We start from the raw sequence: 22619 nt of genomic DNA on the forward strand, positions 1-22619 counted from the left end.
GCTCCTCAATGCAGCACGGCATCGGCGGCGAGCCGGTCGAGCTGGCTGAAACGATCGCCCCACTGCTGGCTGCAGGCCAGGGCGTGCATGGCCAGGCGTGCCGCAGGCAGTTCGCGCGACATGCCGATGCCGCCGTGCAACTGGATGGCCGTCTCCGCGATCTGGCGGCCGGTGACGGCCAGGTACAACTTCACGAGCGCAAGTTCGCGGCACACCTCGCGCCCCGGCAGCGCCCCGCGCAAGCTGTCCAGCACCTGCACCTGCTGGCGCACCATGCCGCGCACATTCTCGTAGGCCACGTACATCTCCACCACCTTGTGGCGCAAGGCCTGGAAGGTGGCTAGCGCCACGCCGAACTGCTCGCGCATGCTCAGGTACTCGATGGTCTGCTCGATCATGGCGCCGATGGCACCGACCATCTGCGCGCACGACATTAGCGCACCCACCGCATTGGCATGTTCCACCAGCGGGCGGACCATGTCGCCGTGCAGCAGCACGGCGGCCTCGGGCAGTGCGAGCCCCGCGACGTCGATGTCCGCGGTATGGCGTGCATCGATGCCCATGTAGCGGCGCGCGGACCCAGTCAACTCGGCCAGCGCGGCGCGCGGCAACAGGACCAGCGCATCCTTGCCACCCAGCACGGCCAGCGCGAGAAGGTGCGTCACCGGCTCGGTCAGGTCGGCGCCGCGAAGGCAGCCGTCGAACACCACGCGCCCGCCCTCCAGGCGCGCCGTGGGTGCGGGCTCGTCGAGTGCCAGCACCGGACAGACCGAGGCCTCGCCGCTTGCAATCTCGCCCAGCAGCGCATCGGCAGCGGGGTTGCCAGCGATGCGCGACAGCAAGGTCGGCGCCACGGCGCAGCGTTCGACCAGCGGTGCGGCCAGCGCATGGCGGCCGGCCGCCTCGGCAATGGCCGCGATGTCGCCCAGCGAAGCTCCGGCGCCGCCCCTCGCCTCGGCCACCAGCACGGCTTGCCAGCCCAGGTCCAGGAACTGGCGCCAGGCCGCGCCCGCCGCGCGGGCATCGGAGTCGGCACCGGCCTTGGCGGCCGCGGAAGAAGCGACGCGCAGCGTCGTGTCGTAGAGGTCGCCGGGGAACATCGGCTCTGCATGGAATGGCATAGGTTCAGGCTCCGAACAGGTCGCGCGCGATGACGTTCTTTTGAACTTCGCTGGTGCCGCCGGCAATGGTGCGCGAACGGTAGAAAAGATAGGTGTGCACGAGCTCGCGCTCCAGGTCCACGTCCTGCTCGGCATCGACGCCGGTGGACGCCACCAGCCGTGCCGCATGCGCCGGTCCCGCGATGTCGAGCGCGATGCCGATGATCTGCTGCGACAGCTCGGAACAGAAGAGCTTGAGTGCCGACGACTTGGACGCCGCCAGCGTGCCCTGCATCTCCTCCTGAATGGCGCTCAACAGCATCTCGCGCGCGCCCTTCACGCCGGCCTGGGCCAGGTAGAGGCGCTCCAGCAGCACATGGAAGCTGGGCGAGGCGGCGGGATCGGCGCCGCGCCGAGCCATCAAGAGCTCCTCGACCTGCTCGGCGAGCCGGGCAAGGCGGGGCACGGTCGCGGGCGAGAGGCGCTCGCGGTCGAGCAGGAACTTGGCGCATTTCCAGCCCTCGCCTTCGGCGCCGACCAGGTTTTCGCACGGCACGCGCACGTCGTTGAGGAACACCTCGTTGACGTGGTGCCAGTGGTCGATGGTGGGAATCGGGCGCACCTCGATGCCAGGCGTGTTCATCGGCACCAGCAGCAGCGAGATGCCGGCCTGCTTGCGCCCTTCGCTCGACGTGCGCACCAGCGTGTACATCATGTCGGCCTCCTGCGCGTGCGAGGTCCAGATCTTCTGGCCGTTGAGCACGTAGTGATCGCCATCGCGCCGTGCCGATGTCTTGAGCGAAGCCAGGTCGGAACCGGCACCGGGCTCCGAGTAGCCTTGGCACCACCACTCGCTGCCGTCCAGTATGCGCGGCAGGAAGCGCTCCTTCTGCGCCTCGGTGCCGAAGTGCAGGATCACCGGGCCGATGTGGCCCAGGCCGTGGTGGTACTGCGGCGGGCAATCGGCCTGCGCGGTGATCTCCTCGAACAGGTAGCGCTGCTGCAGATCCCAGCCCGTGCCACCGTGGGCCACCGGCCAGTTGGGCGCGGCCCAGCCGCGGGCGAAGAGCTTCTCCTGCCAGATGCGGTACTCGTTGCGCGTGATCTTGCGATTGCTGCGCACGAAGCGCTTGAGGTCTTCCGGGCACTGCTCGGCGGCGAACTGGCGCAGTTCCTCGCGGAACGCGGCGTAGGGGTCGATTGATGTCATCGGCGTCTTCCTTAATCGAGTTGGATGCGGCGCTCGCGGATCACCGGAGCCCAGCGGTCATGTTCGGCACGCAGGTAGGCCGCAAACTCGGGCTGGGTCATGAGTCTCGGCTCGACGCCTGCGCGCTCGATGGCCTCATGCACTTCGGGGGTCTCCAGCACCGCACGAAGGTCGGCGTAGATGCGTTGCTGCAAGTCGGCCGGGGTCTTGCTCGGCAGAAAGAAACCGAACCAACCGCCCGCGGCAAAGCCGGCGAGTTGCGGCACGCCCAAACGCGCGATGGGCTCCACCCCGGGCAGACGCGCCACAGGCGCCTCGCTGGCCACGCCGAGTGCCTTGAGCCGCCCGCCGCGCACATGAGACATCGAGGCGGAGGAGTCGAACATGGCCTGCACCTGGCCACCTAGCAGGTCGTTCATCGCGGGCCCGTTGCCGCGATAGGGCACATGCACGATGTCGATACCCGTCAGCGAGGCGAACAGTTCCGCGGCGATGTGCGGGCTCGACCCATTGCCCGAGGACGCGAACATCACCCCCTTCGGATGCGCCTTGGCGTAGGCAATCAGTTGAGGCACCGTGTTCACAGGCAGCTTGGCCGACACAAACAGCACGCTGGGCGCGTCTGCCACGATGGTGACGGGCACCAGGGCGGCAGGGTCGTAGGGCAGGTTCTTCATCAGCAGCGGATTGCCGATGTAGCCGAAGGCGGTGAGCAGCAGCGTATAGCCATCGCCGGGCGCGCGGGCAGCCGCTGCGGTGCCGATCGAGGTCCCTCCCCCGTTTCGGTTTTCGATCACCACCGGCTGTCCCCAGCGTGCGGACAGCGCTGGAGCAATAACGCGTGCCAGGTTGTCGGTCAGCCCGCCAGCCGCGTACGGAACGATGAGCTGCACCGGCTTGTCGGGGAACGCCAGAGCCAGAACCGGTGCCGCAGCAAGTACGCCGGAGCACACCGAAAGAAGGAATCGTTGAAGGACTTGCATCGCTGAATCTTTAGCAAAGTTTACTTAACGGCCGGTAAGTTAGTAGCCGGGTTTACCCTTCCGGACAATGCAGCGCGCGTTCGTGCCGCGGGTCGGAAACGCTCAGGTGCGCGGCGCCGCGCGCAAGCCGCCGAAGGCCATGTCGAGGTACTGCTCGATCACCTCGCGCGTGCTCAGCCGACCCTTGGGCGAATGCCAGCGGCAGATGTGGTTGAGCATCGACAGCAGCATGCGCCCGGCAATGGCGGGGTCAACCTTGCGGACCTCGCCCTTGGCGATGGCCTCGGCGATGCAATCACGCAGAAGGTGCTCGTACTCGTCGCGCAGATAGACGGCGCCCGCGCGCGGATCGCCCTCGCTGCCCGACCAGAAGGCATTGGAGCCCGCGATCCAGGAGTTGCGGTTGCGGTCCAGGAAGTCGGCCGACGACTCCATGAACAGGCGCACCTTGTCCAGCGGGCTCGCCCCGCGGGACATCGCGTCGCGCACCGAGTCCACCAGCGCCTGCATCGACTCGAGCACGATGCGCTCGTACAGCGCTTCCTTGTTGGGGAAGTGGTAGTAGAGCGCGGCCTTGGTGATCTTGGCTTCGTCGGCAATGTCGCGCAGCGAAGTGCCTTCGTAGCCCTTCTTGGCGAACAGCCGGCAGGCGATTTCAGTCAACTGCTCCTGGCGCACGTCGGACTTGCGCCTGGAGCCCCGTTCCGGATCTGCCGCCTCGACGGCGTTGGACAGGGTTGCCATGAGCGAAGGTCCTCTTGAAGTTCTTGCCGTGGGGGCCAGCGGGAGCGCCCGGAAACTCCGGCGCACGACCCGCGGGCCGTCAAAAATAATAGCACGAGCCCTATGGGCAGTCCGCCATCAGCGGCCGGTATAAACCGGCGCGCGCTTCTCGAGAAAGGCGCGTTGCGCCTCCTTCGCGTCTTCAGTCTTCGACAGCGCGACCGTGTTGCCCTGCTCGTAGCGGTAGGCGTCGCGCGAAGGCATCACTTGCGTCATCCGCGCGGCTTCCTTGGCCAGGCGCAAGGCGATCGGGCTCTTGGAGGCAATCTCGGCGGCGATCTCCATCGCGAAAGGCATGAGCTGGTCGGCGGGCAGGCAGGCCTCCACCAAGCCGAGCCGATACAGCTCCTGGCCGGTGACCTTCATGCCCGTGTAGAACATGCGCCGGGCACGCGAGCGGCCGAACACTTCCTGCAGGAAAGTCACGCCACCAGCCAGGCCGACGTTGATCTCGGGCATCGAGACGAATGAATCTTCGGATGCAACCCAGATGTCGGAAGCCATCACCAAACCGAAGCCCGCGCCCATTGCTGGCCCGTTGATGGCGGCGATGACCGGCTTGGCACATTCGACCACCGCGTAGTACGACTCGCGCACAAGCCTGTTGTGCCGGCCGTAGGCCCCCGGCGTTGCGCCGAGATTGGGTCGCTCGCGGATGTCGGCGCCAGCCGAAAACGTCTTGCCGCTGCCGGTGAGAACGACTACAGACACGTCCTCGCGGTCGGAGAGTTCATCGAACACCTGGGTGAGTTCGCTGCGCAATTCAGCGTTCTGGGCATTGACGGGGGGGCGATTGAGCGTGACCACGGCGATCCGATCCTCGATCGCCAGCTGCAACGTGTTGAAAGTCATCAATGTCTCCTTGAAATCTAACCGAATATTACCTGTCGCACGGTAAGTTATTCTGCGACAAAAGATTCTTTCCTGGCAATCATCGGGGGGCACCGGGCAGTCGCAGCCGAGACATGAAGCAAGCATGAGCAAGCGAAACGGGTTCCCCGTCGGTTCAATCGGACCCGGCCTGCCGCATCGCGTGCACCAGATCGCCCGTCGTGTAGCCGAACGCTCGCCTGAACCAGCGCGTGAAGTGCGCCTGGTCCGAGAAACCACACTCGGCCGCCACAGCGGCGACAGGCTCGCCGTCGATCACCATGTGCTTCGCGCGGTGCAGTCGAACGGCACGCAAGTAGTCGCGAGTCAGCGCGCAGGCGCCCCTAACTCGCAATCAGGACGCGAACAAGAATGACGAGGAACCCGGCAGCAACGAGCGCGCCAACTGCCGTGGCCATGAGGTCGGGCCATCTTTCGTCCGCGCGTTGTCGCGTCGGCGCGGCGTCGGCGTGAGGGTTTGGCGCGGCCGTGTCAACAGCGGTGCTGAACGGGTTGTAGAGCGCGCCGCCATGACTGACCAAGCCAGACTCGTCGGCGCCGGCTGATTGTTCGATCCGGTCGGCTTCGGCGGAGGACGGGTTCTGAGCTTCTGCTGCGAAAACCGGCGCACCCGCGGTTGCCGACAGGGCTGCCAGGCAAAGACCTGCAAGCGCTGGGCGCGTGCCACGTTGTCGATGGGCCACGACTGTGTCCTTGGTCTGGCCCCGGCTTGCCCGGGGCCCTTTTCGACTCGCTTCTTGCTAATTGGGACAAGAACCTGGGATGCTCAAGAAGTTTCTGGAGAAGGTCCCAGTTGGCACGATAGTGACACCATTCGTCAGATCAGTGAGCAGCGCGTCCGTGTATCTGACGCATGCCACTACGAGATCTTGACCATTTGGGCACGAGAAGTTGCCCTCGTCCGGTGGGCCGGCGTCCAAGGTCCCCCTGACTCGGCCGTTCTTGGTGGCTGAGAATGTGTTGTCGGCACGCACGGCTCCCGAGACCGCGGTCTTGTTGCTGGCGCTCGGATTCTTTCCCCCGTGGTTGATGCACGCATACACCGCCGAGCCCTGAGCAGTGAGGCTTTCAACCACTGTTGCATTCGCCACTCCGGCTTCATCAAAACTGACCACCAGCGCCCCATTTGAATTGACGGATGCGTCGGCACTGAAAAAGTGTGCCGCGGCAAGCGCCTGTCCGGCTCCAAACGTCAACGCCGCCGCTACGAGTAATGACTTTTTCATATTAGCTCTCCAAGTTAGTTTGAATTAATCATCTGTTCTTGGGTGCGTCTCGGTGCTGGCGATAAGGTCAACGTCGCGGCGGCCGGAGAACGGGGCGGATGCTGAACTTAATAAATAAGGCTGCCAATCACCCACCGGAGTAGGCGCCGGAGGAGCTTATCTCCGTGGCAACACCTCGATACGTTTCGACGTCATTCCTCACATGGCAATCTAATCGGCCCTTGCGAGACGGGTGCCGCGTAGCTGTACCGTTTTCCGGGGCCTCAGCGCGAAGCATTGCAACCCAATACTCGTTGGCACCGGAAGTCGGAACGCAGTGCATGCTGGACCCTACCCAGGGCCAGTTGCCCGCGTTTTAGCTGGTTACGTTAGTTTCGACGTGTCCAATAAGAATTGCTGCCTCTTATTGGACGCCGAATGCGCTGATCCGCCGGTTGAACTTTGACCGAGGTGGGTCAATCTCGCCCATTTACTTGCCGGCAAAAAGGAACGAAACCATGAACACGTCCGCAGATGTGATGTGCCTCACAGATTGAATCCTCAGCTGGACATAAGCCCGGTTGCAAATGTATCAAGCGCGGTAACAAAATTCCCCTCCCAAAACACGCCGGCACTTTGGGCATTAGCTAGCCGGCAACCGGAGGTACCGAAATGCCGCTCTCGTTCCTGATGAGGCTTCTCCACACCCAATTGCCCGTGCAGGTCGTTGAGCCCGAGGAAATTCGAGACGTGTCCGTGCTCATGGCCACGGGGTTGATTGAAGCCAGGATCACACTCTTTGAGCCAGCAAGCCCGTACACCCGCGCATCGATGGCAACGGTGACGGGCATCACCGAAGAGGGCTTTGCCGAGATCGCAAAGTTGGGCGACATCCGCAACTTCGCGCAGCGCTCGATGCGATTTATCCGCGGGGCGCGCTTGATGTGACGCACGCGGCCCGACCTCTGCATAACACTCCTCAAGATTGGAGAGGCACATGGGCATACGCTGTTCACCCAACTCCTAACGGCGCAACTGCCGGTGGAGGTCTGGGGCACCTCTGTCATCGATCAATTGAAGCACCTGGAAGACGCCGGGTACATCAAGGTGGCCTTCTCACCGCCCCAAGGCGCGGCACCACCGTGTACGACCGTGAACGAGATTACGCATCTGGGACGGGCTGTCGCCCGCTACTTCGGAGCAGACGCAGGATTTTCCGCTCGGCCACAAACGATGCGCAGAGCTTCAAGCACTGCGTCACGCCCGAATGCAGGTCAGGCGCCGTCCCGAAGGGCCGCTTGCTAGGGCCTGTAGTCAAGAGGTTGTTCGCCGAACTGTCATTGGGCGATTGTCCAGTTCGTGAACGCGGTCGCTCAATATTCACAAGTGACACCCGTGATTCGCATCATCGAGAGGGCGATCCCCGAGCAAACCCGGCGCCATGCACACCGTGGCTGGTCCGTCAGCAGGCCGCGACGCGTCAACGCTCGCGCGCGGCGCGGCGCAGCACCTGGGTGATCGGCTCCACCAGGTACTGGAGCGCGGTGCGCTCGTCCCCTTGCAGGTAGATCTCGGCCGGCATGCCGGCCAGCAGCTTCAGGTCACCCGCCGTCGCGAGCGAAGCCGCATCGGCCTCGACCAGCACCGAGTAGTAGGGAGCGCCCGTCGCACGGTCGATCAGGCGGTCGCCCGACACATAGACCACCTTGCCATGCACCAGCTGCGTGGTGCGGTACTTGAATGCCGTGAAGCGGATCTCGGCCGGCTGCCCGCGCTGGATGCGGCCGATGTCCTCGGGACGCACGCGCGCATCGGTCACCAGGCGGGTGTCGTCCGGCACGACGTCGGCAATGGTCTCGCGGGGCGGAATCACCGCGCCGGGCGTCGAATACTTCAGATCGATGATCTCGCCGCTGGCCGGCGCAGTGATCACCTGCCGCGCCGAGGCGTCGGTCGACTTGCGCCGCTCCTGCTCGATTTCCGCCAGCCGGGCCGCCGTGACCTTGAGCTGATCGCTCGCCTGCTGGCGGTACTCGCTCTCCAGCGAGCGGATGCGCAGATCGGCATCGACCGTGCGTTGCTCGGCGCGCGCGAGCTCCGCGCGCCGCTCCTCGATCTTCACGCCGTAGTCGGCCACGGTGCCTTCGAGTTGCGCAATGCGCGCGGCCGAGATGAAGCCGTCCTTGAGCAGCTTGCGGTTGGTCTCCAGATCGTTCTTCTGGAAGGTCATCGACTCGCTCGCCCGCATGATCTGGGCGCGCAGTGCCACGATTTCCTCGGCCACCTTCTCGCGTTGCGAACGCAAGAGGCGCACCTGCCCCACCAGCGCATCGCGCCTCGCTTCGAACAGTGCGTTCTCCTTGTTCAGCTGCGCGGCCAGGCGCGGATCGGCTGCCGCGGTCTCGACCACGTCGGGCGGGAAAGCGATCGCACGCGCCATGGTCTGCTCCGCGTCGAGCCGCGCGAGGCTGGCACGCTCGGTCTTGACGCGGTGGTCCAGCCGATTCCTGTCGGCATCGACCGAGACGTCGCCCAGCACGAGCAAGGGCTCCCCCTGCCGCACATGCTGGCCGTCGCGCACCAGGACTTCGCGCACGATGCCGCCTTCGGCGTGCTGCACCGGGCGCCGGTTCAGGTCCACCTTCACGTACGCCTGCGCCACCACGGCGGACGACAGCGGGGCAAAGCTCAACCACGCGGCAGCCGGCAGCAGCCCGCAGACCAGCACGGCCAAGCCCCAGTGCGCCAAGCGACGCGCTTCGCGCACATGGAGCGCCAGCGGGTCGTTGGCCGCGATCGCATGCGCCATGAGATTCATCGGGCAACCTCCGAAGCGCGCGCCGGCATCATCACCACCTGGGCGCCGCCCGGGTTCTGACCCGGACGCCTGATCGCCTGCATCACTTCCGCCACCGGCCCGTATTGCTTGACGCGGCCGGCCTCCAGCACCATCAGCTTGTCCATGTGCTGAACCAGCGCGCTGCGGTGCGTGACGACGATCACCGTGACCTGGCCGCGCAGCGCCTTCAAGGCCTCGCCCAGCGCCAATTCGCCCGCCCCGTCCAGGTTGGAGTTGGGTTCGTCCAGCACCAGCAGCTTCGGATTGCCATAGAGAGCGCGTGCCAGCGCAATGCGCTGGCGCTGGCCCGGCGACAGCATCACGCCCATGTTGTCGACGACGGTGTCGTAGCCCTCGGGCAGCGTCAGGATCAGCGCATGCACGCCGGCACGCTGCGCCGCTTGCACGACCTTGTCCGGATCGACCTCGCCCAACCGCGCGATGTTGTCGGCAACGGTGCCGGCGAACAGCTCGACATCCTGCGGCACATAGCCGAGCCAGGGGCCTAGTTCTTCGCGCGGCCATTGCGCGATGTCGACGTCGTCCAGCCGCACGACACCCGCATGGGGCCTCCACAGGCCAGTCAGAAGGCGCACCAGCGTCGACTTGCCGGCACCGCTGGCGCCGGTGATGGCCAGCGACTCGCCGGGCTCCAGGCTCAGCGACACGCTGGCAAGAATCATCCGCTCGCCCTGCGAAGGCCGGAACACGAGGCCTTCCGCGTGCAGACGGCCGCTCGGAGCCGGCAGCGCCATGCGTTGCGGCTGGCGCTCGGCGGCGCCCAGCACCTCGGACAGGCGCGCGAAGGCCAGGCGCCCCTCGGCCAGCACGCGCCAGCTACCCACCACCTGTTCGACCGGCGCCAGCGCCCGGCCGAGCAGGATGGTGCAGGCCACCAGGATGCCCGGCGTGCCTTCGCCCGTGATGACCAGGTAGGCGCCCAGTGCCTGCAACAGCACCTGCACCGCCTGGCGCGTGGCGCGCGTGAGCGCGGCCATCGCCACCGACTTGCGCGCGGTCGGCCCCTGCAGCGCGGCGACACCGGCGTTGAGAGTCCGCCAGCGTCCGATCACTGCCTCCCCCATTCCGAGCGATTGCGCCAGCTCCGCGTTCTGCATCGACGATTCGAGGTAGCGCGTGGCCCTGGCGGCTTCCTTCTGCAGGGCTTCGATATCGCGGCGCGTGATGCGGTCGTTCACCACGGCAAGGACGAGCATCAGCAACGACGCGGCGGCCGCGGCCATACCCAGCATCGGATGCGCCAGCCAAATCACCGCGACATAGACGAATGCCCATGGCACATCGAACAGGGCCAGCAGCCCCTGGGAGGAAAACAGGTTGCGCAGCGCCGCGACGTCGCGCAAGCCTTCGCAGGGCGCGCGCTCGGCACGGCGCGCCGTGTGCACCAGCATGACCTTGGCAACCACCGGAGACAGCTGCTCGGCGATCAGGTTGCCCGCGACGCCCTGCAGCCGGCTGCGCAGGTAGTCCAGCATCAGCATCAGGCCGAGCGCCACGGCAACGCCAAGCAACAGCACCAGCAGCGTCTCCCGGCTCTGGCTCGTCAGCACCCGGTCGAAAACCTGCAGCATGAAGAGCGCGGGAGCCAGCAGCAGCAGGTTCACGAAGAACGAGAAGCCGCCGACAAAGAGAAGCGGTCGCTTGAGAAGCTGGAGAAGTGGCTTCATGTCGATGTCTCTCGCGTGCTGCCACCCGCATCCGCGGGCGGCTGGCGAAAGCTCACAGGCCCACCTTGATGTCGTTGCTGTCGAAGGTGTCGGCCGGATTGGTCAGCGTCAACGTTGCCACCAGCGTGCGGTTGGCGGCGCTCAGGCCGTCTGCGTCGTAGTACAGGTTGCCCGTCGCGCTGTCGTAGATCACATGCACGCCCGCGCCCACCATGTCTCCCGCACCGCCGCCGTCCGAGGACGCGAACTCGACCGCCGACAGCGTGCTTCCGCTCGAGGTCGAAAGGGCCGTAAAGGTGCCGAGCGACAGCTCGACCAGGTCGCCGCTCGCCGCTGATCCCGAAGCATTGAAGTCGGTGACCGAGTCCACCGCGTTCGGTGCCGAATCGAAGACGAAGGTGTCGTTGTCGGCGCCGCCGGTGAGGATGTCGGCGCCGGTCCCGCCGGCGATGCGGTCGTCGCCTGCAAGGCCGTTGATCACATCGTTGCCGCCGCCGCCGCGCAACTGATCGTTCGACGCCGAGCCGGTGATCGTGTCGGCGAAGGCCGTGCCGATGACGCCCTCGAAGTTCTTGTAGCTGTCGGTGCCTAGCCCCGCGGCGCTGGCATTGAAGCTCGTCGTGCTGGTGCTTTGCGCCAGCGTGAACGTGAGGCCGGCAGTGCCGTCGGAGAAGTCGAGCAGGTCACCGGCGCCCCCCGCGCCATCGAGCGTGTCATTGCCGCCGCCACCGCGGAGGATGTCGTTCGAGGCACTGCCGGTGAGGGTGTCGGCGTTGGCCGTGCCGATTACGCCCTCGATGTTCCGGTAGGTATCGGTTCCCATTGAACCTGGTCCGTTGAAGACGGTATTGCCGCTGGACTGCGTCAGGGTGAAGGTGATGCCGTTGGAACCATCGGAAAAGTCGATGAGATCCTCCGTACCGGCCCCGCCATCGATTTGGTCATCGTTGCCCCCCCCACGCAGCACATCATTCCCGGCTCCGCCATCGAGGGTGTCGACGTTTTCGCCTCCGATCAGCAGGTCCGAACCCGCGTTGCCGAACAACTGATCGTTGCCGTTGCTGCCGACAAGCACCGACTGGAACGCGCCGTCACGCAGGGTGTCGCCTCCTGCCTTGCCGTCGATGTAGGCGCCTTGATAGACCGCGACGCCGGTGAGGTCGACGGTGTTCGCGCCCGAAGTGGTGTCCAGCACGTTCAGCGTGACGGAGCCGGTCGCACTTCCGCCGACGCCGTCGCTGAGCGTGTAGCTGAGCGTGACGACGGTTGGGCTGCCGACCGTGCCGCCGGTCGAACCGGTCGTGAAGGAGAAAGTTCCGTCGGCGTTGATGGTGATCGGGGTGGCCAACGTCCCGGTCACAACACTGATCGCCGTGACGCTGAGCGCAGCACCATCGATGTCCGTGTCATTGGCCAGCAGCACGCTGGTCGACAGCGTCACGGCGGTGTTGTTCGACACATAGAGCACGTCGCTGGCGGGAACCGGATTCACGTTCACCACGTTGACGGTGATGGTCGCCGTATCGGTCGCGCTCGAGAACGCGGAACTGCCTCCGTTCGTCACGGTGCTGACCGTGGTTCCCGCCGTGCCGCTCGTCTGGTCCCAGGCGCGGAAGGTGATGCCATCGCTGACCGATCCGCTGAAGTTCGAATCCGCCTGGAAGTAGACACGCGTGTTCGCGTCCGCGGCCAACAGCATTGCGGACGCGTCCGACACCGCACCTACCGCGGCCCAATTGGTGCCGCCGTCTGTGGAATACCACCAGCTTCCATTGGCGGCATTCACGCCCGTCAGCGCAATGCCGGTGGCCGCGCCGTTGTCCGCATCGCTCACGTTGTCGAGGTCGCCGCTGGGTGGAGTCAGATTCACGAGGCTCGATACGAGCGTCCCCACGGCCCCGGCCGGTGCACCTGCACCCTCGTTGACCGATTGCAGAGCGGGCGTCGCGGCAGCGCTCAGCACGGGCGCATCGTTGGTGCCGGCAATGGTCACAGTCACCACCTGGCTGGCGGTCCCGTCTGAGGAGGCTGCAGTGAAACTGTCGCTGATCGATTGACCTGCAGCCAGCTGCTGAATTGTGCTTTGGCTGTTGTCGGCGGTGTAGGTCCAGGTGCCGTTGGCTGCCAGCGTGAAATTGCCGTAGCCGTTGCTGCCGACAGTGCCAAGCTGGGTTATGAAGCTGGACTGTCCTGCATCGGCGTCCGCGATCGTCAGTGCACCGTCGGTACTCAAGTTCGGGGTCGAGGCGTCTTCGCTCACCGCGCCAGTGGCAACGCCGCCAATCACCGCAACGTCGTCGGTGCCAGTGATCGTCACCGTTACGAGTTGGGTGGCCGCTCCATCAGACGAGACTGCGATGAAGCTGTCGTTGATCGATTGACCCGCAGCAAGCTGCTGGATCGCGCTTTGACTGTTGTCGGCCGTGTAGCTCCAGTTGCCATCGGCCAGCAAGTTGAAGCTGCCGTAGCCGTTACTACCGGCGGTTCCAGCCTGGGCTGTGAAGCTGGACTGTCCTGCATCGACATCGGCGATCGTCAGTGCGCCGCTGGCCGCGAGGCTGCCACCGGACACTGCAATGTCTTCCTGCGCCGCGCCGCTGGCCACACCACCAATCACCGGCACGTCGTTCGTGCCTGTGATCGTCACCGTCACCACCTGGCTGGCGCCCCCGTCGGACGAAGCTGCAGTGAAGCTGTCGCTGAGCGATTGACCTGCACCAAGCTGCTGGATCGCCGCTTGGCTGTTGTCAGCCGTGTAGCTCCAGTTGCCATCAGCCGTGAGCGAGAAGCTCCCGTAGCCGTTGCTGCCGCTGGTGCCGGCTTGGGGCGTGAAGTTGGACTGGCCTTGGTCGACATCGGCAATCGTCAGAGCACCACCGGTGCTCAGGTTCGGAGTCGAAGCATCCTCGCTCGTCGCGCCGGTGGCGACGCCGCCAATCACCGGAACGTCGTTGGTCCCGGTAATGGTCACAGTTACGAGTTGGCTGGCCGTGCCATCGGACGAGACTGCCGTGAAGCTGTCGCTGAGCGACTCGCCGGCGCCCAACTGCTGGATCGCTGCCTGGCTGTTGTCGGCCGTGTAGCTCCAGCTGCCATCAGCCAGCAGGTTGAAGTTGCCGTATCCATTGCTACCGGCAGTGCTCGTTTGACTCGCGAAGTTCGACTGGCCCGCATCCACATCGGCGATCGTCAGCGTGCCGCTGGTGCTCAGGTTCGGCGTCGAGGCATCCTCGTTCACCGTGCCACTCGCGACGCCACCAATCACGGGCACATCGTTGGTGCCGGTGATCGTCACCGTTACCACTTGACTCGCCGTACCGTCGGACGACATCGCGGTGAAGCTGTCGCTGATCGATTGACCAGCACCAAGCTGCTGGATCGCACTCTGGCTGTTGTCAGCCGTGTAACTCCAGCTGCCGTCGGCCGCCAGCGTGAAGTTGCCGTAGCCGTTACTGCCGCCGGTGCTCGCCTGTGACGCGAAGTTCGACTGTCCCGCATCTACATCGGCGATCGTCAGCGTGCCGCTGGTGCTCAGGTTCGGCGTCGAGGCATCCTCGTTCACCGCGCCACTGGCGACGCCACCGATCACCGGCACGTCGTTGGTCCCGGTGATGGTCACCGTCACCACCTGGCTGGCCGTACCGTCGGATGACACTGCCGTGAAGCTGTCGCTGATCGACTCGCCGGCGCCCAGTTGCTGGATCGCGCTTTGGCTGTTGTTGGCCGTGTAGGTCCAGTTGCCATTGGCCGCCAGCGCGAAGCTGCCGTAGCCGTTGCCGCCGGTGGTGCTTGCTTGAGGCGCGAAGTTCGACTGGCCCGCATCGACATCGGCAATCGTCAGCGCGCCACTGGTGCTCAGGTTCGGGGTCGAGGCATCCTCGCTCAGCGCGCCGCTGGTGACGCCGCCGATCACGGGAACGTCGTTGGTCCCGGTGATCGTCACCGTCACCACTTGGCTGGCAGTCCCGTCAAACGAGACTGCAGTAAAGCTGTCGCTGATCGATTGACCCACACCGAGCTGCTGGATCGCGCTTTGGCTGTTGTCGGCCGTGTAGGCCCAAGTGCCGTCGGCTGCCAGCGTGAAACTGCCGTATCCGCTGCTGCCGGTTGTGCCACCCTGGGCTGTAAAGCTGGATTGCCCTGCATCGACATCGGCAATCGTCAATGCGCCGCCGGTGCTCAGGTTCGGTGCCGAGCCATCCTCGTTCACTGCGCCGCTCGCGACGCCGCCAATCACAGGCACGTCGTTTGTGCCTGTGATAGTCACCGTGACCACTTGACTGGCTGTGCCGTCGGAGGACACCGCGGTGAAGCTGTCGCTGAGCGACTGGCCGGCGCCCAGCTGTTGGATCGTCGCCTGACCATTGTTGGCCGCGTAGGTCCAGCTGCCATCGGCCGCCAGCGTGAAACTGCCGTAGCCACCGCTGCCGGCTGTGCTCGCCTGTGGGGCGAAGGTTGACTGGCCCGCATCTACATCAGCAATCGTCAATGCCCCGCTGGTGCTCAGATTCGGGGTCGAGGCATCTTCGCTGACCGCGCCGCTCGCGACGCCGCCAATCACCGGAACATCGTTAGTCCCGGTAATGGTGACGGTCACCACCCGGCTTGCTGTCCCATCGGACGAGACTGCGGTGAAGCTATCGCTGATCGACTCCCCGGCACCCAGCTGTTGGATCGCCCCCTGGCCGTTGTTGGCGATGTAGGTCCAGCTTCCATCGGCCGCCAGCGTGAAGCTGCCGTGGCCATTGCTGCCGGCAGTGCTCGCTTGAGGTGTGAAGTTCGACTGGCCTTGGTCGACATCAGCAATCGTCAGCGCACCGCTGGTGCTCAGGTTCGGCGTCGAGCCATCCTCGCTCACCGCCCCGCTGGCCACGCCGCCGATCACCGGCACGTCGTTGGTCCCGGTCACCGTCACAGTGATCTGCTGATTGACCGTGCCGCCGTGGCCATCATTGATGCTGACGGTGAAGGTCTCCGTCGCCGTCTGGCCCTGAGCCAGATACTGCGTGGCCGCGTTGGCGACGCTGTAGTTCCAGCTCACCGTGCCGTCGCCCGCGCCCGTGGCCGAATCGCTGACGCCGGCTGTCAAGACCCCGCCCAGCGTGTTGCCTGGACCGGCCGCCACGCTGACGCCGTGCACATCGCTCAGGTCTACGTCGTCGAAGGTGATCGTGCCGCTGTCGCTCAGGATCGGCGTCGCCGCATCCTCGGTCACCGCCGCAGCCGCATCGGCCGCGCCGATCATCGGCGCGTCGTTAGTACCGGTGATGGTCACATCGATCTGCCGGGTGACGACGCCGCCGTGCTGGTCGTTCACGGTGATGGTGAAGCTCTCGACCCGGGTCTCGCCCGCGGCCAGGTACTCGACGGCCGTGGCGTCCACGGTGTAGGTCCAGGTGAGTTGCCCCCCGGTGCCGGTCCCCGTGGTGTCGCTGTTCTTGACCGCCGTCAGGCTGCCAAGCACGCTGCCGACCGGCGTGCCGGTGGCGCTCACCAGGTGCACATCGCTCAGGTCCAGGTCGCTGAAGCCGATGACGCCGCTGTCGCTCAGCGTCCCAGCGGGCGCGACCTGTTCGCTCACCGCGCCCACCAGGTCTTGGGACGTGATGATCGGACCATCGTTGGCACCAGTAATGGTGACGGTCACCGTGGCCAGTCCCGTTCCGCCATCGGCGTCGGTCACCTGGTAGGTGAAGGTGTCGGTTGCGTTCTCGCCCGCGGCCAGGTGCTGAAAATGGGCTGCATTGGGCTGGTACTGGAAATACCAGGTCGACGGATCGTCCATCGCAGGCTGAACGAGCGTCGCCGTCCCGTGGGCCGGCGCAGAAGCCAGCGCCAAGCTTTTGATCAGGTCGGGGACCAGATCGTTCTGCAGCACATGGATCTGGATCCCCGGCCCGTCTTCGGTCGTCGCCACCGCATCGCCTAGTGCTGTCGCCGCCTCATTGGCCGGATTCACCTCGACACCGTCCACAAGGATTCTCAGTACTTCGGTCATCTGGACGGTCAGCGTGGACGACCCGAAGGTGAAGACGAAATCGCTGGCCGAGCCATTGGAAACCTCACCGGTCTTCGCATTGGTCACTGCCGCAAGATGGGCCAGGTAGGCGGCGATCTGCGTCTGGGTGGCAGAGTCCAGCCACTGAGCCCGCGTGAACAGAAGCTGGAGCGTATCGACGCCCGCCCCGCCCGTGTACACGTCCTTGGTGCCCGCCACGAGGTTTTCGCTGACGTTGTAGATCAGGGTGTCGTTCCCCGATCCCCCGTTGAGCTGGTCACTGCCGCTGCCGCCATCGAGCGTGTCGTTTCCCGCGCCACCATTCAGTGAATCGTTCCCGGCTCCGCCGCTGACGGTGTCGTCCCCGTTGCCGCTGTTGATGGTGTCGCTTCCGGCCGTGCCGGTGAGAAGGTCGCTGCCGTTGGAGCCGGTAATCGTGGTCATGTGCTTCCTTGGTGGGCGCCGGAATGCCGGCGCATGTCGTCTCGACGCGGTATCCCATTTGTTGGCAAATTGGATCGCGCCGGCGACGTGAGCACATGGAAGGAATGTCCTTTCCTTCTCCTTCGATAAGTACTGGAACGGCCCAGAAAGCCTGGGGCTTTTGTCCTGCTTGAAGCGTCAGCCAGCCGCTACATCGCCACGGGCTTGATCCTCGAAGCCATGCCCGCGGTCCCGAAAGCCTGGAACCGATCGATGCAGAGATCGCGCGCGGCCGCCGTGGCCTCCTTCAGAAACTTGCGCGGATCGAACTCGCTACGGTCGCTGCCCATGGCGCGGCGCATGGCGCCCGTCATGGCCAGGCGGATGTCGGTGTCGATGTTGACCTTGCGCACCCCGTGGCGGATGCCCTCCTGGATCTCCTCCACCGGAACGCCGTAGGTTTCCTTGATGTCGCCGCCGTAATCGCGAATGACGGCCAGCCATTCCTGCGGCACGGACGAAGAGCCGTGCATCACCAGGTGCGTCTTCGGAATGCGCGCGTGAATGTCCTTGATGCGGTCGATCGCGAGGATGTCGCCGGTCGGCTTGCGGCTGAACTTGTAGGCGCCGTGAGAGGTGCCGATGGCAATGGCCAGTGCATCCACGCCGGTGCGTGAGACGAAATCGGCCGCCTGCTGCGGATCGGTCAAGAGCTGGTCGTGCGACAACACGCCCTCCGCGCCGCTGCCGTCTTCCTCGCCGGCCATACCCGACTCGAGCGACCCGAGGCAACCCAGCTCACCCTCGACCGAGACGCCTACCGCGCGCGCCATTTCCACCACGCGGCGGGTCACGTCCACGTTGTAGTCGTAGCTGGCGGGCGTCTTGGCGTCTTCCATCAGCGAGCCGTCCATCATCACGCTGGTGAAGCCCGAGCGGATGGCCTGCATGCACATCGAGGGGCTGGCGCCATGGTCCTGGTGCATCACGATCGGGATCTCGGGGTACATCTCGACCGCCGCCTCGACCATCTTGCGCAGAAAGGGCTCGCCCGCGTATTTGCGCGCACCCGCCGAGGCCTGCAGGATGACCGGGCTGTCGGTCTTCTTCGCGGCCTGCATGATGGCCTGGATCTGCTCCAGGTTGTTGACGTTGAACGCCGGCACGCCGTACTGGTGCTCGGCGGCGTGGTCTAGCAATTGACGCAGCGAAATCATGGCCATGGGGGAAGCTCCTGTGGATGTTGGAAATAGTTATGAGGGCACGAGCTGCGTCAGTGCCGGCGGTCCTGCAGCGCCTTGACGGCCGGCAGGCTCTTGCCTTCGAGGAATTCGAGGAATGCGCCGCCCGCAGTGGAGACGTAGTCGATGCACTCCTCCACCTCGAACTGGTTGATGGCCGCGACGGTGTCGCCGCCGCCCGCCAGCGAGAACGCATCCATGCGCGCGATGGCGTTGGCCAGCGTGCGCGTGCCGTGCGAGAACTGCTCGATCTCGAACACGCCCAGCGGTCCGTTCCAGACGATGGTTTTGCACTGGCCGAGCGTGGCGACGAGCTGCGCCACCGACTCGGGACCAAAGTCCAGGATCATGTCGTCCGGCGCCACGTCGGCCACGGCCTTCACCGTCGCGCGCGCGTTCGGCGAGAACTCGATGGCGGTCACCACGTCGGTCGGCATGAACAGCCGCGCACCTCGCACCGAAAGCGCCGCAGTCACTGCACGCGCCGTCTCGACCATCTCCGGCTCGCACAGCGAGCGCCCGACCGGATGCCCTGCCGCAAGCAGGAAGGTGTTGGCCATGCCACCCCCGACCACCAGACACTCGACTTGCGCCGCCAGCGACTCCAGGATCGACAGCTTGGTCGACACCTTGGACCCGCCGACGATCGCCGCCAACGGCCGCGCAGGATTCGCGAGCGCCCGGCCGAGCGCATTCAGTTCCGACGCCATCAGAGGCCCGGCGCAGGCCACGGGCGCAAGCCGGGCCAGCGCCTCGGTGGTGGCTTCGGCGCGGTGCGCGGTGCCGAAGGCGTCGTTCACGTACACGTCGCAGAGCGCCGCCATGCGCCGCGCCAGGGCTTCCGCGTTGGCTTTTTCGCCCACGTTCGCGCGGCAGTTCTCGAGCAGCGCCACGTGGCCGGGCGCCACGTCGAAGGGCCGTTCGATCCAGTTGCTGACCAAGGTGACGGGCGCACCCAGCAATTCGCCCAGCCGCACGGCCACGGGCGCCAGCGATTCGCCGTCGGCAAGCCCGCCTTCCTTCGGCCGGCCCAGATGAGAGGTGACCATCACCCGCGCCCCCTGCGACAGCGCATGCCGGATGCCGGCCAGGCTGGCGCGGATGCGCGTGTCGTCGCTGATGCGTCCGGCGGCGTCGAACGGCACGTTCAGATCGCAGCGGATGAACACGCGCTGCCCGCGCAGGTCGACCTGGTCCAGCGTGTTGAACGTCATGCGGCCTCTTTCACATGAACCACCGCGGCGTTCGCCAGCAGCCGCCGCGCGCGCTCCGCCACCACTTCGGCGGTCAATCCGAACAGCTTGAACAGTTCGCCGGCCGGCGCCGATTCGCCGAAGCGGTCGAGCCCGACCACGTCGCCGTACTCGCCGACGAACTTCCACCACAGCCCCGTGCTGCCGGCTTCCACCGCCACACGCGGCAGATGGCGCGGAATCACCGCGTGGCGCCATTCCTTGTCCTGCCTCTCGAACACGTCCATGCACGGCACGGACACCACACGCGCTTCGATGCCCTCCTCCGCCAGCAACGCCGCTGCGGCCAATGCCACGCCGACTTCGGAGCCGCTCGCCAGCAGCGCGACGCTTTCGGCCTCAGGGCGCCGCAGCATATAGGCGCCGCGTGCGATCGATTCGATGCGCTCCTCGCCGCCGCCCGCATGCGGCAGCGCCTGGCGCGTGAGCAGCAGGCAGCTCGGTCCGTCCACGCGGCGCAGCGCCTGCCGCCAGGCCACGGCCGTTTCGGTGGCATCGGCCGGCCGCCAGACGTCGACATCAGGGATCAGACGCAGGCTGGAGGCATGCTCCACCGGCTGGTGCGTCGGTCCGTCTTCACCGAGCCCGATGGAGTCGTGCGTGAAAACGTAAACCACCGGCAGCTTCATCAGCGCCGACATGCGCACGCCGTTGCGCGCGTAGTCGGAAAATGTCAGGAAGGTGCCGCCAAACGGACGGAAGCCGCCATGCAGCGCCAGCCCGTTCATGATGGCCGCCATGCCGAACTCGCGCACGCCGTAATGTACGTGGTTGCCTGTGCCCGTGCCCTTGAGCGCGCGGTGCCCTTTCCAGTCAGTGAGGTTCGATCCCGTGAGGTCTGCCGAGCCGCCGATCAGTTCCGGCATGGCGGGCCCGACCTCGTCGAGCACCACCTGCGAAGCCTTGCGCGTGGCGACGGAGGCCTTGCGCTGCTCCGCGCCGGACGCGGCCGAAGCCAGCGCCGCCTCGACCTGCGCAGTGAGCGGCGCATCGGTGCGGTGGCGCCGCAGCAACTCGCGCGCCAGCACCGGAAATTCCTCTGCATAAGCGGCAAAGCGTTCTTGCCAAGCCTTGTGCAGCGCGGCGCCCGATTCGCGCGCCGACCACGCCTCGGCAACCGCAGGCGGCACTTCGAACGGCGCGGCGTTCCAACCCAGCGCCTGCCGCGTCAGCGCAATCTCGGCATCGCCCAACGCCTCGCCGTGCGCCTTCGCGGTTCCCGCGCGGTTCGGCGAACCCTGGCCGATGCGCGTCTTGCAGCACACCAGCACCGGTCGGTCCGCGGTGGTGGCCTCCGCAATGGCCGCATCGAGCGCCGCGGCATCGTGGCCGTCGACGTTGCGCAGCACGGTCCAGCCGTAGGCTTCGAAGCGGGCCGGCGTGTCGTCGCTGAACCAGCCGCTGACCTCGCCGTCGATCGAGATGCCGTTGTCGTCGTAGAACGCCATCAGCTTGTTGAGGCGCCAGGTGCCCGCGAGCGAGCATGCCTCGTGGCTGATGCCTTCCATGAGGCAGCCATCGCCCAGGAACACATACGTGCGGTGGTCGATCACCTCGTGGCCCGGCCGGTTGAATTCCTCGGCCAACAGCTTTTCCGCCAGGGCCATGCCGACCGCATTGCTGATGCCCTGCCCCAGCGGCCCCGTGGTGGTCTCCACGCCCGGCGTGACGCCGACCTCGGGATGCCCTGGCGTGCGCGAATGCAGCTGCCGAAAGCGCCGCAGTTCGTCGATCGGCAACGCATAGCCGCTCAGGTGCAGCAGCGCATACAACAGCATCGAGCCGTGGCCATTCGAGACGACGAAGCGGTCGCGGTTCATCCAGCGCGGGTCGGCCGGGTCGTGCCGCAGCCGGTGCCGCCACAGCGCCTCGGCAATGTCGGCCATGCCCATCGGCATGCCCGGGTGGCCGGAGTTGGCGGCTTGCACGGCGTCCATGGCCAGCGCGCGGATGGCGTTGGCGCACTGCGTGCGCAAGGCGAGGTTTTCAATCGTCATGCCGGAGGTCCTGTTGTTTGTTCGTATGTATGGAAGCCTGTGGTTAGGGCGGTGCAGCCGCTAGATCGCGTACGACTTCTTGCGGCGCTCCATGAGCCGCAGGATCATCGGCGTGAAGATCAGCTGCATCGCGAGCTCCATCTTTCCGCCCGGCACCACCAGCGTGTTGGCGCGCGACATGAAGGAGTCGTGCAGCATGCTCAACAGATACGGAAAGTCGAAGCCAATCGGATTGGCGAAGCGGATCACCACCAGGCTCTCGTCCGGGCTTGGAATGGTGCGCGCAATGAAGGGGTCGGAGGTATCGACGACGGGCACGCGCTGAAAGTTGATGTGCGTGCGCGTGAACTGCGGGCAAATGTAGTGCACGTATTCGTTCATGCGGCGCAGGATCACATCGGTCACAGCCTCGGTTGAATAGCCGCGCGTGTTCTTGTCGCGGTGCAGCTTCTGGATCCACTCCAGGTTGATCACCGGCACCACACCGATCAGCAGGTCGACGTGGCGCGCGATGTCGACCTTCTCCGTCGTCACGCCGCCATGCAGACCTTCATAGAACAGCAACTCGCTGTCGGGCAGCGTTTCCCATGGCGTGAAGGTGCCGGGCTCCTGCTTGTAGGGCGCGGCCTCCGTGGCGTCGTGCAGGTACTTGCGGCTCTGGCCCACGCCCGCTTCGCCATAGTCGCGGAACAGCGCCTCGAGTTCGGCGAAGAGGTTCGCGTCCTCGCCGAAGTGGCTGAAGTTCCGGTTGCCGGCGGCTTCGGCCTCGGCCATGGCCGCCTTCATGGTCGTGCGGTCGTAGCGGTGAAAGCTGTCGCCCTCCACGATGGCTGCCTTGACGCTCTCGCGCCTGAAGATGTTCTCGAAGGTTCGCGTGACGGACGTGGTGCCTGCGCCGGATGAGCCGGTGATGGCAACGATGGGATGTTTGGCTGACATGGTGGCCTCGGGGAGATAAAAAAATTCTTGCGGGGCCGCTCGGGCTCGGCCCCGGTGTGTGTGGGTGCT

Annotated in this window: 16 protein-coding genes; 1 reads left to right on the top strand and 15 read right to left on the bottom strand. The window is 65.7% G+C overall.

The window, feature by feature from the left end; genetic code table 11:
- Positions 1–5: 5 nt before the first annotated feature.
- From J2X92_RS05970 to J2X92_RS06005, 8 genes are all read right to left on the bottom strand, one after another.
- Positions 6–1121 (bottom strand): acyl-CoA dehydrogenase family protein, encoded by a 1116-nt coding sequence (locus J2X92_RS05970; RefSeq protein WP_307574192.1) that lies wholly within the window; start codon positions 1119–1121, stop codon positions 6–8.
- Positions 1122–1125: 4 nt separating this feature from the next.
- Positions 1126–2310 carry an acyl-CoA dehydrogenase family protein gene (locus tag J2X92_RS05975; protein WP_307574194.1) on the bottom strand — a complete coding sequence of 395 codons (1185 nt, stop codon included), beginning with the start codon at positions 2308–2310 and terminating at the stop codon, positions 1126–1128.
- Between the two features lie 11 nt (positions 2311–2321).
- Complete coding sequence (locus J2X92_RS05980; protein WP_307574196.1) at positions 2322–3293, bottom strand: Bug family tripartite tricarboxylate transporter substrate binding protein; 972 nt, start codon at positions 3291–3293, stop codon at positions 2322–2324.
- Positions 3294–3395: 102 nt separating this feature from the next.
- Positions 3396–4037: a TetR/AcrR family transcriptional regulator gene (locus J2X92_RS05985; protein ID WP_307574197.1), complete on the bottom strand. Its 642-nt coding sequence runs from the start codon at positions 4035–4037 to the stop codon at positions 3396–3398.
- 117 nt (positions 4038–4154) lie between these two features.
- The gene (locus J2X92_RS05990; protein WP_307574198.1) at positions 4155–4928 is read right to left on the bottom strand and encodes an enoyl-CoA hydratase/isomerase family protein; all 774 of its coding nucleotides are present in this window, start codon (positions 4926–4928) and stop codon (positions 4155–4157) included.
- Positions 4929–5082: 154 nt separating this feature from the next.
- A complete protein-coding gene (locus J2X92_RS05995) occupies positions 5083–5262 on the bottom strand; it encodes a helix-turn-helix domain-containing protein (protein ID WP_307574199.1) in 180 nt (59 codons plus the stop codon).
- A 28-nt stretch (positions 5263–5290) separates the two neighbouring features.
- Positions 5291–5650, bottom strand: coding sequence for a hypothetical protein (locus J2X92_RS06000; protein ID WP_307574201.1), 360 nt, complete (start codon positions 5648–5650; stop codon positions 5291–5293).
- A 57-nt stretch (positions 5651–5707) separates the two neighbouring features.
- Positions 5708–6193 (bottom strand): hypothetical protein, encoded by a 486-nt coding sequence (locus J2X92_RS06005; RefSeq protein ID WP_307574203.1) that lies wholly within the window; start codon positions 6191–6193, stop codon positions 5708–5710.
- A gap of 651 nt (positions 6194–6844) precedes the next feature.
- On the opposite strand from J2X92_RS06005, the gene J2X92_RS06010 reads away from it, so the two are divergent.
- Positions 6845–7120 (top strand): hypothetical protein, encoded by a 276-nt coding sequence (locus tag J2X92_RS06010; protein WP_307574204.1) that lies wholly within the window; start codon positions 6845–6847, stop codon positions 7118–7120.
- A gap of 532 nt (positions 7121–7652) precedes the next feature.
- Here J2X92_RS06010 and J2X92_RS06015 read toward each other — a convergent pair.
- From J2X92_RS06015 to J2X92_RS06045, 7 genes are all read right to left on the bottom strand, one after another.
- Positions 7653–8990 (bottom strand): HlyD family type I secretion periplasmic adaptor subunit, encoded by a 1338-nt coding sequence (locus tag J2X92_RS06015; RefSeq protein WP_307574205.1) that lies wholly within the window; start codon positions 8988–8990, stop codon positions 7653–7655.
- A complete protein-coding gene (locus tag J2X92_RS06020; RefSeq protein WP_307574207.1) occupies positions 8987–10699 on the bottom strand; it encodes a type I secretion system permease/ATPase in 1713 nt (570 codons plus the stop codon). The genes J2X92_RS06015 and J2X92_RS06020 overlap by 4 nt, the downstream gene beginning before the upstream one ends.
- A gap of 52 nt (positions 10700–10751) precedes the next feature.
- Complete coding sequence (locus J2X92_RS06025) at positions 10752–17141, bottom strand: VCBS domain-containing protein (RefSeq protein ID WP_307574208.1); 6390 nt, start codon at positions 17139–17141, stop codon at positions 10752–10754.
- Positions 17142–17329: 188 nt separating this feature from the next.
- On the bottom strand, positions 17330–18343 hold the full coding sequence (gene fba, locus J2X92_RS06030; protein ID WP_307574210.1) for a class II fructose-bisphosphate aldolase: 1014 nt from the start codon (positions 18341–18343) through the stop codon (positions 17330–17332).
- A gap of 50 nt (positions 18344–18393) precedes the next feature.
- On the bottom strand, positions 18394–19575 hold the full coding sequence (locus J2X92_RS06035) for a phosphoglycerate kinase (protein ID WP_307574212.1): 1182 nt from the start codon (positions 19573–19575) through the stop codon (positions 18394–18396).
- On the bottom strand, positions 19572–21611 hold the full coding sequence (tkt, locus tag J2X92_RS06040) for a transketolase (protein WP_307574214.1): 2040 nt from the start codon (positions 21609–21611) through the stop codon (positions 19572–19574). Before tkt ends, J2X92_RS06035 begins: the two co-directional genes overlap by 4 nt.
- Positions 21612–21671: 60 nt before the next feature.
- Complete coding sequence (locus J2X92_RS06045) at positions 21672–22550, bottom strand: phosphoribulokinase (protein ID WP_307574215.1); 879 nt, start codon at positions 22548–22550, stop codon at positions 21672–21674.
- Positions 22551–22619 lie beyond the last annotated feature (69 nt).

The sequence above is a fragment of the Variovorax paradoxus genome (genome assembly GCF_030811855.1).
GTDB classification, from domain to species: domain Bacteria; phylum Pseudomonadota; class Gammaproteobacteria; order Burkholderiales; family Burkholderiaceae_C; genus Variovorax; species Variovorax paradoxus_L.